General features: G+C 72.3%; 16 protein-coding genes. 9 read left to right on the top strand and 7 right to left on the bottom strand.

Going from position 1 to position 15,390, the window contains the following annotated elements:
• Positions 1-199: 199 nt before the first annotated feature.
• The 3 genes from GA0070619_RS18550 (at position 200) to GA0070619_RS18540 (ending at position 3,332) form a co-directional block, all read left to right on the top strand.
• A complete protein-coding gene (locus GA0070619_RS18550; RefSeq protein WP_007462679.1) occupies positions 200-427 on the top strand; it encodes a helix-turn-helix domain-containing protein in 228 nt (75 codons plus the stop codon).
• 46 nt (positions 428-473) lie between these two features.
• Positions 474-1,241 (top strand): enoyl-CoA hydratase/isomerase family protein, encoded by a 768-nt coding sequence (locus GA0070619_RS18545; RefSeq protein ID WP_088949227.1) that lies wholly within the window; start codon positions 474-476, stop codon positions 1,239-1,241.
• A gap of 114 nt (positions 1,242-1,355) precedes the next feature.
• Complete coding sequence (locus tag GA0070619_RS18540; RefSeq protein WP_172862217.1) at positions 1,356-3,332, top strand: ABC transporter ATP-binding protein; 1,977 nt, start codon at positions 1,356-1,358, stop codon at positions 3,330-3,332.
• Positions 3,333-3,366: 34 nt separating this feature from the next.
• Here the strand turns inward: GA0070619_RS18540 and mug are convergent, their stop codons facing one another.
• From mug to GA0070619_RS18510, 6 genes are all read right to left on the bottom strand, one after another.
• A complete protein-coding gene (gene mug / locus GA0070619_RS18535; RefSeq protein WP_088951896.1) occupies positions 3,367-3,972 on the bottom strand; it encodes a G/U mismatch-specific DNA glycosylase in 606 nt (201 codons plus the stop codon).
• A gap of 248 nt (positions 3,973-4,220) precedes the next feature.
• Complete coding sequence (locus GA0070619_RS18530) at positions 4,221-4,982, bottom strand: SDR family oxidoreductase (protein ID WP_088949225.1); 762 nt, start codon at positions 4,980-4,982, stop codon at positions 4,221-4,223.
• Positions 4,973-5,518: a hypothetical protein gene (locus tag GA0070619_RS18525; protein ID WP_088949224.1), complete on the bottom strand. Its 546-nt coding sequence runs from the start codon at positions 5,516-5,518 to the stop codon at positions 4,973-4,975. Before GA0070619_RS18525 ends, GA0070619_RS18530 begins: the two co-directional genes overlap by 10 nt.
• The gene (locus GA0070619_RS18520) at positions 5,515-6,333 is read right to left on the bottom strand and encodes an MbnB/TglH/ChrH family RiPP precursor modification enzyme (RefSeq protein WP_088951895.1); all 819 of its coding nucleotides are present in this window, start codon (positions 6,331-6,333) and stop codon (positions 5,515-5,517) included. Before GA0070619_RS18520 ends, GA0070619_RS18525 begins: the two co-directional genes overlap by 4 nt.
• Positions 6,330-7,253 carry a TIGR04222 domain-containing membrane protein gene (locus GA0070619_RS18515; RefSeq protein WP_088949223.1) on the bottom strand — a complete coding sequence of 308 codons (924 nt, stop codon included), beginning with the start codon at positions 7,251-7,253 and terminating at the stop codon, positions 6,330-6,332. The genes GA0070619_RS18520 and GA0070619_RS18515 overlap by 4 nt, the downstream gene beginning before the upstream one ends.
• Positions 7,254-7,334: 81 nt before the next feature.
• Positions 7,335-7,907: a TetR/AcrR family transcriptional regulator gene (locus GA0070619_RS18510; RefSeq protein WP_088949222.1), complete on the bottom strand. Its 573-nt coding sequence runs from the start codon at positions 7,905-7,907 to the stop codon at positions 7,335-7,337.
• 77 nt (positions 7,908-7,984) lie between these two features.
• Between GA0070619_RS18510 and GA0070619_RS18505 the strand changes: the two genes are divergently transcribed.
• From GA0070619_RS18505 to GA0070619_RS18495, 3 genes are all read left to right on the top strand, one after another.
• Positions 7,985-8,845 carry a carbon-nitrogen hydrolase family protein gene (locus GA0070619_RS18505; RefSeq protein WP_231927098.1) on the top strand — a complete coding sequence of 287 codons (861 nt, stop codon included), beginning with the start codon at positions 7,985-7,987 and terminating at the stop codon, positions 8,843-8,845.
• Positions 8,846-8,910: 65 nt separating this feature from the next.
• On the top strand, positions 8,911-9,555 hold the full coding sequence (locus GA0070619_RS18500; protein ID WP_088949220.1) for an HAD family hydrolase: 645 nt from the start codon (positions 8,911-8,913) through the stop codon (positions 9,553-9,555).
• A 312-nt stretch (positions 9,556-9,867) separates the two neighbouring features.
• Positions 9,868-10,800 carry a serine protein kinase RIO gene (locus GA0070619_RS18495; protein ID WP_088949219.1) on the top strand — a complete coding sequence of 311 codons (933 nt, stop codon included), beginning with the start codon at positions 9,868-9,870 and terminating at the stop codon, positions 10,798-10,800.
• 44 nt (positions 10,801-10,844) lie between these two features.
• Here the strand turns inward: GA0070619_RS18495 and GA0070619_RS18490 are convergent, their stop codons facing one another.
• Positions 10,845-11,093, bottom strand: a complete 249-nt coding sequence (locus tag GA0070619_RS18490) for a DUF2630 family protein (RefSeq protein ID WP_088949218.1) — start codon at positions 11,091-11,093, stop codon at positions 10,845-10,847.
• A 370-nt stretch (positions 11,094-11,463) separates the two neighbouring features.
• Here GA0070619_RS18490 and GA0070619_RS18485 point away from each other — a divergent pair, with 370 nt between their 5' ends.
• The 3 genes from GA0070619_RS18485 to GA0070619_RS18475 are packed head-to-tail and all read left to right on the top strand — an operon-like array spanning position 11,464 to position 15,362.
• Positions 11,464-12,846: a cytochrome P450 gene (locus GA0070619_RS18485; RefSeq protein ID WP_088949217.1), complete on the top strand. Its 1,383-nt coding sequence runs from the start codon at positions 11,464-11,466 to the stop codon at positions 12,844-12,846.
• 3 nt (positions 12,847-12,849) lie between these two features.
• Entirely contained in the window at positions 12,850-13,752 is a 903-nt protein-coding gene (locus GA0070619_RS18480; protein WP_231927097.1) for a terpene synthase family protein, read from the top strand.
• Positions 13,749-15,362 (top strand): prenyltransferase/squalene oxidase repeat-containing protein, encoded by a 1,614-nt coding sequence (locus GA0070619_RS18475; RefSeq protein WP_088949215.1) that lies wholly within the window; start codon positions 13,749-13,751, stop codon positions 15,360-15,362. The genes GA0070619_RS18480 and GA0070619_RS18475 overlap by 4 nt, the downstream gene beginning before the upstream one ends.
• Positions 15,363-15,390 lie beyond the last annotated feature (28 nt).

The raw sequence follows: 15,390 nt of genomic DNA, 5'->3' as shown, positions 1-15,390 counted from the left end.
CGTCGGCAGGCGTCACCGTGCCACGGTGGTACGCCCGGAGGCAGCGCGGGGGCCGATCGCCAGGATCACTCTATCGGGAAGCTGACATTGCATAGCGTGTCGGTTGGCGAAGAGTTGATATCTGGCGCATGATCGTTCGAGGCGGTCTAATAGGTGGGACCGTATCCGAACCGCACAGTCTGGGACGTGAGGACACAGCATGGCAGCCACTGGCACAGCCACCAGCACTGAGAAGGGTCGCCGGATCGTCGGAGCCGAGCGTCAGACGCTCGCCAAGGACCTGGTAAAGCGGTACACCTCGGGGGAGAGCATCCGCGCGTTGGCGGCCTCGACCGGCCGTTCCTACGGGTTCATCCACCGAGTACTCACCGAGTCCGGGGTGCAGCTGCGTCAGCGCGGTGGTGCCCGGCGCCGCAAGAAGGCGTGACCCGCCACTCAGCGTCGTCCAGCAGCGCCGCTCCCCGGGCCGTCCGGTGACCGCCGAGGCGACCGGGGTCCGGCTGACTTGCGACGGGCCGGTCGCCACGGTGACGTTGTGCCGGCCCGACGTGCTCAATGCTCAGACGCCGGCCATGTGGCAGGCGATGAGCGACTTCTCCCGCGACCTGCCCGGCGACGTGCGGGTGGTGGTGGTCCGGGGCGAGGGGCGTGCGTTCTCCGCCGGCCTCGACCTCGCGGTGGCTGGCGCGTCCGGCCCGGGCTCGTTCGCGGAGCTGGCCACGCTGCCCGAGCAGGAGTGCGCCGAGCGCATCGCGGAGTTCCAGGGCGGCTTCACCTGGCTGCACCGGCCGGACGTCATCTCCGTGGCGGCCGTGCAGGGTCACGCGATCGGTGCGGGCTTCCAGCTCGCCCTCGCCTGTGACCTGCGTGTCCTCGCCGCCGACGCGAAACTGTCGATGGCCGAGGTGACCCTCGGCCTGGTGCCCGACCTGGCCGGCACCAAACGGCTCGTCGAGCTGGTCGGTTACGCGCGGGCGCTGGAGATCTGCGCCACCGGCCGCCGGTTGGACGCCGCCGAGGCGGACCGGATCGGGCTGGCCACTCTGGTGGTGCCACCAGCCGAGCTGGACGGCGCGGTCCAGGACCTGACCGCTGGCCTGCTCTCCGGGGCCCGCGACGCGGTGGTGGAGATCAAGGCGTTGCTCGCCGGTGCGGCCGGTCGGTCGCACGCCGACCAGCAGCGCGCCGAGCGCGAGGCGCAGACCCGTCGGCTGCGCGACCTGGCCGGCCGGGGAGAATAGGTAAGGACCGCACGGGAAGATCCGGGTTACGACCGAGGTTGTCACAGTCGTCGGGAGAATTGACCTGACGGCGCGGTCTGCCCGACGACCCGGAGGTGAGCGATGTCCAACCCGATGTCCGGAGGTGGCATGGCCGGGTGGAGCATGCTCCGGTCGATGCGCAACCGGGACGAGGTCTCCACCCACCGCCTGAAGCATGGGGTGGCCCGACGCATCGTCGCCTTCGCCCAGCCCTACCGGCGCGACATCATCGTCTTCCTGGCCACCGTGGTGCTGGCCGCCATCATCGGCGTCGCCACCCCGGTGCTGGCCGGTGACGTGATCAACGCGATCAACCGGGGTGGCACCGAGGCCGGCCGGCTCGTGGTGCGGCTGGCCCTGTTCATCGCCGCGCTGGCGGTCGCCGACGCGCTGCTCTCCCTGGCCCAGCGGTGGTATTCGGCGCGCATCGGCGAGGGCATCATCTTCAACCTCCGCACCCGGGTCTACGACCACGTGCAGCGGATGCCGTTGCAGTTCTTCACCCGTACCCAGACCGGCGCCCTGGTCAGCAGGCTCAACAACGACGTGCTCGGCGCCCAGCGGGCGTTCACCTCCACCCTGTCCGGTGTGGTCAGCAACGTCATCCAACTGGTGCTCACCGCAGCGGTGATGTTCACCCTCTCCTGGCAGATCACCGCGCTGTCACTGGTGCTGCTGCCCATCTTCATCATTCCGGCCCGACGGGTCGGTCGACGGCTGGCCGACATCACCCGCGAGGCGTACAACCTCGACGCCAAGATGAACGCGACCATGACCGAGCGGTTCGGGGTGGCCGGCGCGCTGCTGGTGAAGCTCTTCGGTCAGCCCGAGATCGAGGCCGGGCGGTTCGCCGGCCGGGCCGAGCGGGTCCGCGACATCGGCATCCAGTCCGCGATGTACTCCCGCACGTTCTTCGTGGCGATGCTGCTCGTCGCCTCGCTGGCGCAGGCGCTCACCTACGGTCTCGGTGGCTGGCTGGCGGTGACCGGCGGCGTCAGCGCGGGCACCGTCGTGACGCTCGCGTTGCTGCTCACCCGCCTGTACGGCCCGCTCACCGCGCTGTCCAACGTGCGGGTCGACGTGATGAGCGCCCTGGTCTCCTTCGACCGGGTCTTCGAGGTGCTCGACCTCAAGCCGGGCATCGTGGAGAAGCCCGACGCGGTGCCGGTGCCCCGGGGCACCGGCCGGGTCGACTTCCGCGACGTGCGGTTCCGCTACCCGAGCGCCGCCGAGGTCTCCCTCGCCTCCCTCGAGGAGGTCGCCACACTGGACCGGACGGTCAACGAGCCGGTGCTCAAGGGAGTCTCGTTCAGCGTGGAGCCAGGGCAGATGGTCGCGCTGGTCGGCCCGTCCGGCGCCGGCAAGTCGACCCTGTCGATGCTGATCTCCCGGATCTACGACGTCACCGACGGCCAGGTGCTGGTCGGTGGGGTGGACGTACGCGACGCGACGCTCGCCTCCCTGCGGGACGAGATCGGTGTCGTCACCCAGGATTCGCACCTGTTCCACGAGACGATCGCCGAGAACCTGCGTTACGCCAAGCCCGACGCCACCGACGACGAGATCTGGGCCGCACTGGCCGGCGCGCAGGTGGCCGACCTGGTCCGGGCGCTGCCCGACGGGCTGGACACCACCGTCGGGGAACGCGGCTACCGGTTCTCCGGCGGCGAGAAGCAGCGCATCGCGATTGCCCGGCTGCTGCTCAAGGCGCCGTCGATCGTGATCCTCGACGAGGCGACCGCCCACCTGGACTCGGAGAGCGAGGCGGCGGTGCAACGGGCGTTGTCGGTGGCGTTGACCGGGCGGACCGCCCTCGTGATCGCACACCGGCTCTCCACCGTGCGCGACGCCGACCAGATCCTCGTCCTCGACGGCGGCCGGATCGTCGAGCGGGGGCGGCACGACGAGTTGGTAGCGGTCGGCGGGCTCTACGCCGAGCTGTACCGCACCCAGTTCGCGGTCGCCGACTCGCCCACCCCGTTCGTCGACGCGACCGGGCCCGAGCCGGTGGTCATGCCGCTGGGCACCTACCGCGCCGACGAGGTGCTGCCGCCCGCCGCGGCCAACTGACGTCCCGCGGGCACCGGGCCGAGGTCCGTCGCGGTCAGCGCCGTTCGGGCAGGCCGGTCGCCACTCGCAGCTCGGCGAACGCCACACCCAGCGTGACCGGGGTGAAGTGCGCGTTCAGGCCGCTCGGGTTGGGCAGCACCCACAGCCGGGCGCCGGCCAGTGACTCCGGCTGCGGCCCGAAGGTGGCTTTCGGCCGTTGAAAACCGATCCGGTACGCGGTCACCCCCACCACCGCCACCCAACGCGGCTGGTAGCGGCCCACCTTGTCGGTCAGGACCGCGGCACCGTCGAGGAGTTCCTCGCTGCTCAGCTCGTCCGCGCGGGCGCTGGCCCGGGCGGCCATGTTGGTGATGCCGAGCCCGAGTGCGGGCAGCTCGTCCTGTTCGCTGGGGTGCAGCAGCCGGGGGGTGAACCCGCCTCGGTGCAGCGCGGGCCAGAACCGGTTGCCGGGTCTGGCGAAGTGCCAGCCGGTTGCGGCCGACCAGAGGCCGGGGTTGATGCCGACGAAGAGCACCGCCAACCCCGGCGCGAGGACGTCGGGGATGGTCCGGTCAGCGGCCGCCGCCAGCTCCGCCCGGGTCGGACGAGTCGTCCGGGCCGCCGCCAGCTCCGCCCGGGTCGGCTGGGCTGTCCCGGGCATCGCCAGCTCTGCCTGGGTCGGCTGGGCCGTGTCGGGCGTCGCCGTCGGGTGACGCTCGGCCAGGTCCCCGGGTTCCGGCGGCCGTCCGGTGTGCCGCACGTTGATCGACTCGGGTTCCTGGAAGTCGGGGTGTCCTGGCCGCCTCGACCGCCCGGTTTCCTGAAGGCCGAGTCGATCAACGGCCGGGTGGTCGGGCTGGGCCCGCTCGGGCGGCGTCACGGCACGGCCAGGTCGGCCCCCGGCGGGGGTCACAGCCCGCGCAACGCGCCGCCGTCGACCGGGAGGGTGATCCCGGTGAGGTAGCTCGCGGCGGGGGAGAGCACGAACGCGGCCACCCGGCCGAACTCGGCGGGATCGCCGAGGCGACGCAGCGGGATGGCGGCTTCCGCCTCGGTGCGGGCGCGTTCCGGGTCGCCGGTCGCGGCGAAGAGCTCCCGGTTGCGGTCGGTCAGGATCCGGCCCGGCAGCAGCCCGACCACTCGTACGCCACGCGGGCCGTAGTCGTCGGCGATGTCCTTCGCCGCCCCGACCAGGCCGGGCCGCAGACCGTTGGAGATGCCGAGGCCGGGCACCGGGCCCCGGGCCGAGGTGGAGAGCACCAGCCCGATCGCACCGCCCTCGGGCAGCGCGGCGGCAACCGTACGCACCGCGCGGATCGTGCCCAGGAAGACGGTCTCGAAGGACTGCCGCCACTGCTCGTCGCTGATCGCGGCGGCGTTGCCCGCCGGTGGCCCGCCGACCGAGATCAGCGCGCCGTCGATACGGCCGAAGTGCTCCCGGGCGGCGGCGACGAGCTGCTCCGGGGTCTCCGGGTCGGCTAGGTCGGCGGTCAGCCCGACGGCATGCTCGGGACCGCCGAGCTGCTGCGCGGCGGCGGCCACGGCGTCCGGGTCCCGTGCCGAGAGGACCACCCGTGCCCCGTCGGCGACCAGGCACTGCGCGGTTGCGAAGCCCAGGCCGCGAGAGGCGCCGGTGAGGACGTACACGTGGTCGGTCAGGCCTAGATCCATAAGGTCGATCCTGCCGCATCCGACACACCGTCGCCACCAACTGCGGGTGGACGCGAGGCGGGGCGCAGCAGACGTACCCGACCGGCGATCTGCACCGCCACGGCGCCGCCGGCGCGGCCCACGGCCGGCATCCGGCGCGGACGTGGCGCCCCGAGCCCGTCGTAGCGCAGGCGCGCCTCCCGGACGGCCAGTTCCTCGGCGGCGGCCGGGGGCAGCGCACCCTGTTCGCGCATCGCACGGGCCAGGTCCCAACCGTCGCGCAACGACCCGGCGGTTGGTCGCCCGGCTGCCCAGCCTGCGAAGGTCGTCGACCAGGTGGCGCCGAGGCCGGCGGCGAGCAGTGGCCAGTGTCGGGCCACCTCGCCGGCACGTTTGCGTCCCAGGGCCGCCCGGGTGGCGGCCAGTTGGGCCGGTGCGAAGCCTGGCGGCGGCGGCCCTCCGGCGACCAACGTCGCGACCAGTTCCGCCTGTCGCTGGGCGAGCCCGCCGACATCGCCGGACGACCGCCTGCCGCTGTCGTCGCGCGGCCCGGTCATGTCACGGCCGGGAAGCCCGCGGCGGCGGCCAGGGCGTCCAGTTCGGCGCGCAGCTCGGCTGCCGGTGGATAGTGGCCGTCCCGTTCCAGCAGCAGCGCCGGCGGACGCTGTCGAGCGCAGAGCGCGCCGACCAGCTCCAGCACCGCCGCTGGCACCGGATCGGTGTGGGTGTCGTGGTAGAAACCGCCGTGCTCGGCGCCGCCGGCCACGTGGACGTACGCGACCCGCTCCAGCGGCAGACGGTCCAGCAACGCGAGCGGGTCGGTGCCCCGGTTGCGGGCGTTGGCGTGCACGTTCGCCACGTCCAGCAGCAACAGTGCGCCGGTCCGGTCGAGGATCTCGGTGAGGAAGTCCGCCTCGTCCAGCTCGTCGTCGGGCCACTCGACCAACGCGGCGATCGGTTCCAGCGCGATCGGCACCGGCAGTTCGGCCTGCGCCCGCGCCACGTTGGCGCAGACGGCGTCGACCGCCTCCCGGCTGCGCGGCAACGGGAGCAGATGCCCGGCCTCCAGGCCGCCGGCTCGGACGAACGCGATGTGCTCGCTGACCAGCGGGGCGTCGACCTGCTGCGCCACAGCGGCCAGGTGGGCGACGCGGGCCGGATCGACCGGCTCGGCGCCGCCGAGGGAGAGCCGCACCCCATGGGGTACGACAGTCACGCCGCGCTCCCGCAGCTGCGCAAGACCCGGCGGGAGCGGCCCGGACGAGGGCACCCCCTCGGCCACCACCTCCACGAAGCGCAGGCCGGGGAGCTCGGCCACGAAGCCAGCGATCTCCGGACGCCAGCCGATGCCGACTCCGGACGGGCCGGTCATCCGCCGCACCCCCCGCCACCGCCGCAGCCGCCACCACCGCCGCAGGAGCTGCCGCCGTCTCCACCGGAGCTGTCGCCTCCGGACGATCCGTCGGAGCCGCCCGTCCAGCCGCTGCCGGAGGCGGCCTGGCGCTGGATCTCGGCCTGCTCGGCGAAGCCGGGGTCGAGCGCCCAGAGTGAGGCGGTGCCGTACAGAGCCACGCCCATCGCCGCGCCGGCAGCTCCGTAGGTGGCGTAGGACGGCGTGGAGGCCGGAGCGAGGTGGGTGTGCTCGCGGCGTACACCGCGCAGCGTGGACCGACCGGCCCGGGTGAGCACGGGCGCCCGGCGCAGCACCAAGGTGACGATCAGGAGCGCAACAAGGGTCAGCAGCAGGTAACCGACCGGGCGACCGCTGAACAGGCCGGAGACCAACCGGAGCACGCCGAGGCCCAGCAGGGCGATCAGGATCGTGGTCCAGAAGCGGGCGCGGGCGCGTTGCGCGTCGTCGGTCAGCAGACCCCGCTGCTCCAGGCCGTTGCGGATCTGGTGCAGCGCGACACGTACGCGCTCGTCCTGCGGCAGGTCCCCGACCCGGGCGTGCTGATGGGCGGCCCAGTGGATGGCCTGGTCCAGTGGGGTGAGCCCGGTCGGCGCGACCCCGCTGGTGGTCAGTCGACGGTCCGGCCGCACGCCGATCGCGCCGCTGCCGCGCAGTCCACCCAACGCGGCGTGTACGGCGAGTCGGGGTCCACCGTTGAGGTACGCGACCTGCTGCGGCCCGAGTGGATCGGCGGTCATGGCAGCGGTCGACGCGGCCGCCAGACGGACCCGGTGGTACACCGCGACGGCCACCACCAGAGCGGCTGCCAACAGGTAGTACCGGAGGAAGGTCGGGCCGGAGATGCCCCAGGTGTCGCCGGACACGGCGTGGACGATCATCGACTGCTCCTGTCACCGGAGGGATGCGCGGCCCCATTGTGGAGCAGCCTCGCCACGGTCGGCAGTCGGGTGTACGGGCGGTCAGTGGCGGCGGACCGCCTCCTCGACCAGATCGAGCACCGGGCCCAGGTCACCGGCCGGTCGGCCCATGGCCAGGTGCAGCACGAGGCCGTCGTAGGCCAGCTCCAGGAACTGGGCCAGCACGTCGATGGGGACGTCTTCGCGCAGCACCCCGGCGTCGCGTTGGCGGGCCAGCCGGTCCCGGGTCGCCTCGGCGATAGCGGCGGACCGCTCGGCCCATCGACGGGCGAACGCCGGGTCCGTGCGCAGGCGGCGGGAGACCTCCAGTTGGCTGCCCAGCCAACCGGTGGTGTCCGGCGAGACGGCGCGGGCGAGCAGGTCGCGCATCACCTGCACCAGGCCGTTGCGGGCCACCGTCTCGACCATCGCCGCGGCGTCGTCCTCGGCGACGGCCAGGAAGAGCGAGTCCTTGTCCCGGAAGTGGTGGAAGATGGCGCCGCGGGACAGGCCGGTGGCCTCCTCGAGGCGGCGTACGGTCGCCCCCTCGTAGCCGAGCCGGGCGAAACACGCCCGGGCAGCGGCGAGGATCTCCCGCCGACGCGCGTCGAGCTGGTCCTGGCTTACTCTGGGCACGCGTCGATCGTCGCAGGTCAACCCAGGGCATGCAAACCGTACGTACGGCTTGGGATATCGCCGACTACCCTCGCCTGGTGACCCCGCCGCACACCGTGCCCACCGCCCCGCTGACCGTGGCCACCGTTCAGGCCACCCCGACGCCGGGTGACGTCGCCGGCAACGCGGTCACCGCCGCCGACCTGGTCCGCCGAGCCGGTGACCAGGGCGCCCGGGTGGCCGTCCTGCCGGAGCTGTTCCTCTGCGCGTACCACCCGCCGAGCCTTGCCGCCGATCCGGTCGGCACGGACGTCGCGGCCGACCCGGCCGGTGCGGTCGCGGATCCCCGGCTCGACCCGCTGCGCGCCGCGGCGCGCGAGGCCGGCGTCACCGCGCTGGTCGGCGCCGCCGCCCGACACCCGGACGGCCGGCGGACCATTGCCGCGCTGGTCATCGACCGGGCCGGCGCGGTGCGGGTCGGGTACGACAAGCAGCAGCTCTGGGGCGACGAACGCGAGCTGTTCAGCGCGGGCGACCGGGGTGCCACGCTGCTCGTCGACGACTGGCGGCTCGGGCTGGGCATCTGCTACGACGGCTGTTTCCCGGAACACGGCCGGGCCGCCGCCCTCGACGGCGCGCACGGCTACCTGTGCCCCAGCGGATACCTGGCCGGCTCCGAGCACCGCCGGGACCTCTACTACGCCGCCCGAGCCCTGGACAACACGATGTTCGTGGTCTTCGCCAACGCGGTCGGCGGCGTCGACCCGTGGCGGTTCAACGGCGGCGCGGCGATCTACGACCCGCAGGGCCGGGTGCTGGCCCGGGGCGCCGACGACGGCACGGAGGTGCTGGTGGCGACCCTGGATCCCGCCGTGCTCGCGGCCACTCGGGCGGCCCATTCGATGCTCGCCGATCGCCTGCCGAACCAGGGCGGCACCCGGGTGTCGATGTCCGGCTGAACCCGTCGTCAGGTGGATACCCGCCGGACCTGTTGGCGAACACGTCGGTCCCGTAGGGTGCCCGAGTGCCACTGCTCCTGCTGGACCTGGACAACACCCTGCTGGATCGGGCCGGGCCGTTCCGCCGCTGGGGTGAGCGCTTCCTGGACGGCATCGGCGCGCCCCACACCGACATCGACTGGCTGCTCTCGATCGACGCCGACGGTCTGACCGACCGCTGGGATCTCGCCGACGCCATCCGGGACCGCTACGAGCTGCGCATCCCCTCGATCGACCTGGTGGAGGAGCTGCACGACGGGGTGGTGGCGCAGACCCGGCTCGACCCGCTGACCGCCTGCGCGCTGCGGATCGCCGACGACGCCGGTTGGGTGCCGGTGGTGGTCTGCAACGGCACGGTACGCGTCGAGGACGCCAAGATTCGCCGGACCGGCCTGGACCAGTACGTCGCGGACTGGGTGATCTCCGAGGAAGCCGGCGTCAGCAAGCCCAACCCGCGGATCTTCGCGCTCGCCGCCCAGCGGGTCCGGATGCCGCTGCGGGGCGCCTGGGTGGTCGGCGACAGCCCGGAGGCGGACATCGGCGGTGCCGCCGCCGTCGGGCTGCCCAGCGTCTGGCTGCACCGGGGGCGCACCTGGACCGACGGCCGGTTCGCGCCGAGCCACACGGTGGACGGGTTGATCGCCGCGGTCGCCACAGTCCTGGCCCGCTGACGCCCGCGCCGCGCGCCGCGTCACGCCGTCTGCGCCGCCTTGCGTCGCGCCAAGATCCGCACAGTTTCCCTGATGGTGCTGCCTCCGCGCGCCACAAGGCAGCACCATCAGGGATGTTGCGTGGATCTTGATCCGACCGCGTGACAGCGGCTCGGTAATTCGGTTGACCGGCTGCCGTGGGGCCGCGAGCATTGTCAGCGCATCGTGCATCCCGGGCGTGGGCCCGGTCGTGGAGAGGAGGTCGGTCATGGCCGTCTTCGCAGGTCGCTTCCAGCTGCCTATCTCAGCCTCGACCAAGGGAACCTCACCACAGTGCGCGATTACGACCTTCCGGCGCTTGAGCGCCGGAGCCGCGGCAAGAGCCGCTTTGACGACGACGAATCACAGTTTCTGAAGCGCGGGCGGCCCACCGAGCCGCCCGCGGACCCCGACACCGAGCCTGACCCGGACACCGGCGAGCGCTGGTCGTCCTGGGACGACGCCGTGCACGGGCCCGAGCCGCACCCGGAATGGCTGGTCACCGAGCTGGCCGCCCGGGACACCGAGCTGGGCGTGCTCAAGACCGGCAAGGAGGCGGACGTCCACCTGGTGCGCCGCGCGGTGCCCGACACCGACCGGTCCTGCCTGCTGGCGGTCAAACGCTACCGCGACCCCGAGCACCGGCTGTTCCACCGGGACGCCGGCTATCTGGAGGGCCGTCGTGTGCGCCGGTCCCGGGAGAACCGGGCGATGGCCGGCCGGACGGCGTTCGGCCGACAGATGATCGCCGGGCAGTGGGCCGCGGCCGAGTTCGACGCCCTGGCCCGGCTCTGGGAGATCGGTGCCGGGCACGACCGGATCGCCGTGCCGTACCCGGTGCAGCTGCGGGGCACCGAGCTGATGTTGGAGTTCGTCGGCGACGCCGAGTCGGGGGAGGCGGCGCCCCGGCTGGCCCAGCTGCGACCCGGCCCGACCGAGCTGCGCGACCTGTGGGCCCAGATGGTGGAGGCGCTGCGGGTGCTGGCCCGGGCCGGTTACGCGCACGGCGACCTGTCGCCGTACAACCTGCTCGTGCACCAGGGGCGGCTGGTCGTTATCGACCTGCCGCAGGTGGTCGACGTGGTGGCGAACCCGCAGGGGCCGGAGTTCCTGGCCCGCGATGTGCGGGTGGTCGGCACCTGGTTCGCGGCCCGGGGTCTGCCCGCCGAGCAGGTCGACCCGGGCACGTTGACCGGGGAGTTGCTGCGTGAGGCGGGCATCCGCTGATCAGAGCGGGTCGGGCGGTCGGCCCGCCCGACCCGCCGCGTCGGTCATTGCAGGTAGCGCTCCACCTCGGGCTTGGGGCGTTCGCCCTGTGCGTCCGGGTCGCCGTGGGTCTCCCGGGCGGCCCGCCGACGGCGCAGCAGGTCCCAGCACTGGTCGAGGGATTCCTCTAGGGCGCGCAGTCGCTCGCTGGCCTCGCCCTCGGTGCCCGCCTCGTGGGCCTGGGCGTCCGCGCGCAGCTTGTGTTCCTCGTCGACCAGTTCGGAGATCCGGTTCAGGATGGTCTTGTCGTCCATGCTCCTGAGCCTGGCACAGCGCCCCACGACGCGCCTGGCTTCGTGTGCCGATAGTGGGGTCAGACCACGATCGGTGAGTCCGCCCATACTGGCAGCAACATGTCAATGTGGCCTTTTTCACGCCCATCCCCAGGTCGGCCCCCATGCCGCCCGACGTGGGGCTTCACCTGCGCAATCTTTTGAGTCGGCCACGCGGCCCGGATCCGGCACGGCCGTCGTCCCCTCAACGCGAGAAATACTCCAGATCTGTCCCATGGCAAAGCAGTTTCATGAATGGGATGCTCGCCCGGATGGTCACGCGCCATCAACAAGGCAGCACGGAGCGCAACCCGCTGTGTCGCCGGAAAGGACGGATCCGTGCAGGTGAAAGATGGCTGAGTCGACCGCCCCCGCGTACCGCCAGCCGCACGTCGCCACCCTGCGACGCACCTTTCCCAAGCTGCTCCGGGACCCACTGGGCACGTTGGTCGGGCTTGCCGACGCGTCGCCCGGGCAGGTCGTCAAACTCAACCTGGGCACTATCCGGCCGTACCTGGTCGTCGAGCCCGCACACGTCCAGCACGTGCTGCGCGACAACGCCGCCAACTACACGCGGGCCGGCGACGGCATGTTGTGGAAGTCGGTCAAGAAGATCGCCGGTGACGGCATCCTCGCCGAAGGCCCGGACTGGGAGGCGAGTCGCCGACGGCTCCAGCCGCACTTCACCGCGAAGCGGATCGACTCGGTGGTGGACGGTCTGAGCCGGGCGATCAGCGATGCGGTCGACGAGTTGAACGTCCCGGCGCGAAACGGCGAACCGGTCGACGCGGCCAGCGAGATCTCGAGGATCATCTGCCAGGCCGTCATCCGGGTCTTCTTCGGCGACAAGATCCCCGTCGCCGACGGTGTGCGGATCGTCGCGGAACAGAACACCGTGGCGACCGCACTGCGCTTCCGGCTGCTCATCCCGTTCCTGCCGGACGCCGTGCCGATGCCCGGCGACCGCGCACTGCGTCGGGCGGTCCGGAACATCGACAGCATTATCCTGCCGTTGGTCCGTGCCGAGCGATCCCGCGACGACGGAGGCGACGACTTCGTCGCGTCGCTGGCCCGGGGCCGTGACGCGCACGGCCACAAGGTCGACGACCAGCGGGTACGCGACGACCTGGTGTCGATCTTCGTGACCGCCACCGAGACCACCTACACGGCGCTCACCTGGATCTTCCCGCTGCTGGAGCAACTGCCCGACGTCGCCGCGCGGCTCTACGCGGAGATTGATCGTGTGGTCGGCCCCGGGGACGTGATCAGCCGCGAACAGCTTGGCGAGCTGCGCTACACCCGGATGGTGCTGGACGAACTCGTCCGCGCCTACCCATCCGGCTGGCTGGTGCCGCGGACCGCGATCGCCGACGACCTCATCGGCGGCACCCGGGTCAGGGCCGGTGACACGATCATCCTGAGTCCGTACGTGACCCATCGGCTGGCACGCTTCTGGGATCGGCCGACGGTCTTCGACCCGGAGCGCTTCGCCCCCGACGCCCCCCGGCGCGCCCACCGGTACGCCTACTATCCGTTCGGGGGCGGCGCCCACCAGTGCATCGGCCAGTACTTCTTCCAGGTCGAGGCGCCACTGATCATGGCGACGCTGCTCAGCCGCTTCCGGTTCCGGCTCTGCACGCCCGGACTGCCATCGCCGCGGCTCGCCGCGACGCTCCGACCAGGGGAACGGGTGCCGCTGCTGCTCACCCCCCATCGGCAACCGGCCCTGGCCTAGCGGGTGGCACAACGACAAGTGGTCGAGGACGCACTGCAGCAGGCCGCCGAGCACGGGCGCGTCTGTGCCCTGGCCGCTCAGGGCCAACGTGACCTGCAACGGTGCCTGGCCGCCCATCCGGACCTCTTCGCCGAGGGGCCCTTCGATGGCGCGCTGACCAGCAGCATCGCGTTGGCCATCGCGTTCAGCGCGCCCTGGTGCGAGGCAGCCGAGCTGCGTCTGACCAACCGGGCGGTGCTCTGGGGGTTCGCGCTGGACTGGCAGGTGGACCGGCTGGCCACCTCTGCCGTCGCGCTTGACCGACTGGTTCGCCAGCAGCTTCTCGTCGCGGACGGCGCGGCTGCGACGACGGACGACCCCCTGGGTCGCCTCCTCGCCGATCTTCTCGCCGACCTGGCCGCCGAGCCGGCCTTCGCCGAACTGGGCGGCGTGTGGCGGGCGGCGGCCCGGCGGACCCTGCACGCGATGCGGCAGGAGTGGCAGTGGAAGACGGCGATGCGGGACAACCTCCAGGCGCGGCCCACCCTCACCGAGTACCTGAACAACGCGGACAACCTGGCCTGCACCGTCGTGAACGTCGTGCACTGGATTCGCACCGGCGGGGCCGACACGGAGGCGGGGCTCGACCGGCTGGTCCTCGCCAGTGACGCGGTGCAACGCGCTCTTCGACTGGTCAACGACCTGAGCACCTACGAGCGGGACCTCCGCTGGGACGACCTGAACGCGATCATGCTGGTGGAGGACCGGGCAGTGGTGGAGCAGGAGTTGGCGCGCCTGGTCACGGAGGCGACCGACCTGCTCGGCGAGTTGCGGGCCGACTCCCCGAGGGAGGCGGCATACCTGACCCGACAGCTCGGCTACACCACAGGCTTCTACCGGAGCACCGACTTCTGGGGTGTGTCGTGAGCACCGAGGCACTGACCCGGGACCCCGGCGGGGCGAAGGATTCCGGGTCGACGCGCGCCGTCGACGAGCTGATGGCCGAGCTGAGCCGGCACCCGTCCGGTCGCACATCCGCGTCGCCGTACGAGACCGCCCGTCTGGTCTCCCTGGCACCCTGGCTGCCCCGACACGCCGACCGGATCCAGTACCTGCTCGCCGGGCAGCGCCCGGACGGAGGTTGGGGCGGGCCGGAAGGGTACGCCCTGGTACCCACCCTGAGCGCCGTGGAGGGGCTGCTCGCGGCCTCGCTGAACGACGAGCCGGTGGGCTGGTCCCCGGCGGCGGTGCACGACGCGATCGACAGGGCGCTACGCCTGCTGTTCGACCGGCTGGCCGGCCCCTCGACCTGTCCCGTGCCGGACCTGCCGGCCGCCGACCTGATCGTCCCGGCAATGGTCGACCGGATCGCCGACCACCTCGCCGATCCGCCGACGTGGTTGGCCCACTGGCGAGGCGTCGGCCCGCCGCCGATGCCCGCGGGCATGGATCGGCAGCGACTCGACCGGGTACGCCTGCTGGTCGGATCCGGTCGGCCGATTCCGCCGAAGCTGCTGCACGCGCTGGAGATCCTCGGGCCGGCCGCCCGGCAAGCGGCAGGTGTCACCGCCACCGCCGCCGGCCCGGTCGGAGCCTCTCCGGCCGCCACCGCCGCGTGGCTCGGTGACCCCGACGGTACTCAATCCGCCGCGCTGGACTACCTGACCCGGGCGCTCGGCGAGCACGGCGGAGCGGTTCCGTGTGCCACACCGATCACCGTGTTCGAACGGTCGTGGGTGCTGAGCACCCTGGCGCGGGCGGGTGTGCTCCCGACCGCGCCGGCGCAACTGGTTACCGGGCTGCGCGACGCCCTTGGGCCGGACGGCGCGGCCACCGGGCCGGGGCTGCCCACCGACGCCGACACGACGGCGGTGACGCTCTACACGCTGGCCCTCCTGGGTCACCCGACCGATCCGACGTGCCTGCGGCGGTTCGACACCGGGGAGCACTTCGGCACCTGGCAGGGCGAGGACGGCGCGTCGGTGACCACGAACGCGCACGTGTTGGAGGCGTTCGGGCGATGCCTCGGCGGCGACGACCCGGCCGCGGCACCGGTGCTGCGCCGGCTCACCGGCTGGCTGATCGACCACCAACACGCCGACGGTCGATGGACGGACCGTTGGCACGCCTCGCCCTACTACGCCACCTACTGCGTGGTGCTCGCACTGCGGGAGTACGGCGGTCCGTCGGCCGACGCGACGCTGCGGCGGGCCGTCTCGTGGGTGCTCGAGAATCAGCGGGCCGACGGTTCGTGGGGACGATGGCAGGGCACGGCGGAGGAGACCGCCTACGGCCTGCTGGTGTTGCTGGCAGTGCCGCCGTCATCCACGACTCGTGACGCAACGGTCGCCGCTGCTCACCGTCTGTCCACAATGCAAGACGAGGCCATTGAGAGTCCACTGTGGCATGACAAGGACCTCTACCATCCGGTACTGATCGTACGAGCGGCGGTGGTGGCTGCCCGGGCGGCGGCTGCGGTACGGGTGAACGGTTCCGCCCATATGCCAGCAAGCCGCTGGACTGCATCGCTTGAGTGAAATTCCGGACACTGCTAGCGTGCGCCGG

It is taken from the genome of Micromonospora zamorensis (assembly GCF_900090275.1).
Classification (GTDB): Bacteria; Actinomycetota; Actinomycetes; order Mycobacteriales; family Micromonosporaceae; genus Micromonospora; species Micromonospora zamorensis.
Note: the sequence above shows the minus strand (reverse complement) of the source record. Positions and strands in the feature narration are given on the sequence as shown.

Bases quoted from the DNA above. Each gene is read 5' to 3' on its own strand.
- mug (WP_088951896.1), bottom strand. From the start codon at position 3,972: ATGCCCGGGACAGCCCAGCCGACCCGGGCGGAGCTGGCGGCGGCCCGG.
- GA0070619_RS18485 (WP_088949217.1), top strand. From the start codon at position 11,464: ATGGCTGAGTCGACCGCCCCCGCGTACCGCCAGCCGCACGTCGCCACC.
- GA0070619_RS18490 (WP_088949218.1), bottom strand. From the start codon at position 11,093: ATGGACGACAAGACCATCCTGAACCGGATCTCCGAACTGGTCGACGAG.
- GA0070619_RS18520 (WP_088951895.1), bottom strand. From the start codon at position 6,333: ATGACCGGCCCGTCCGGAGTCGGCATCGGCTGGCGTCCGGAGATCGCT.
- GA0070619_RS18540 (WP_172862217.1), top strand. From the start codon at position 1,356: ATGTCCGGAGGTGGCATGGCCGGGTGGAGCATGCTCCGGTCGATGCGC.
- GA0070619_RS18550 (WP_007462679.1), top strand. From the start codon at position 200: ATGGCAGCCACTGGCACAGCCACCAGCACTGAGAAGGGTCGCCGGATC.
- GA0070619_RS18525 (WP_088949224.1), bottom strand. From the start codon at position 5,518: ATGACCGGGCCGCGCGACGACAGCGGCAGGCGGTCGTCCGGCGATGTC.
- GA0070619_RS18530 (WP_088949225.1), bottom strand. From the start codon at position 4,982: ATGGATCTAGGCCTGACCGACCACGTGTACGTCCTCACCGGCGCCTCT.
- GA0070619_RS18515 (WP_088949223.1), bottom strand. From the start codon at position 7,253: ATGATCGTCCACGCCGTGTCCGGCGACACCTGGGGCATCTCCGGCCCG.